General features: G+C 69.5%; 1 protein-coding gene and 1 pseudogene. Both read right to left on the bottom strand.

Features of this window, described 5'->3' with window-relative positions:
* On the bottom strand, nt 1-227 hold a 227-nt coding region (locus RM572_RS29010), incomplete at its 3' end, for a hypothetical protein (protein ID WP_311676338.1).
* A pseudogene (locus RM572_RS29005) lies at nt 224-472 on the bottom strand (hypothetical protein); the annotation flags it as partial. The pseudogene RM572_RS29005 and the gene RM572_RS29010, both read right to left, overlap by 4 nt.

Raw genomic sequence — 472 nt, 5'->3', positions numbered from 1 at the left:
GTCATGGCATTCCAGTTCCAGACCGCGAACTTCGGCGCCTCCGGCTTCTCCGTCAGCTTCTTGACCGTCAGGGCCAGGTCCGCCACGCGGTCCGGAAGGTCGAAGCCTTCCAGCGTCTCCAGCCGCTCGTTGACGCCGTCCAGCCGGTTGCCCAGGTCCCGGGTCTTCTCCCACACCGCCAGCACGTCCCGCGACGAGTCGGCGGGCCCACGGCTCCGCTCGCTCATCCGGTGTACCTCCACCGGTCGCCCTCAGCGGCCGGGTAGCCCGGCTGACCGGGGATGCCCGGGTATCCGGCCGGCGGGGCGTCCGCAGCCGCGGGCTGACTCGGGATGACCGGAGCCGTGGCGGGCATCTGCGGAGGCAGCACCGGACCGGTGATCTGCACGCCCTTCTTCTTCAGCTTGGCCTCTTCCTTCTCCCGCGCCTTTGCCTGCTTGACCAGCGCCTTGACGTCTTTCCTCTCCCACAC

Origin of the sequence: Streptomyces hazeniae (assembly GCF_031845485.1) — a bacterium.
GTDB lineage: Bacteria > Actinomycetota > Actinomycetes > Streptomycetales > Streptomycetaceae > Streptomyces > Streptomyces hazeniae.
The sequence above is the reverse complement of the archived record's forward strand: the minus strand, read 5'-3'. Positions and strand labels throughout refer to the sequence as shown.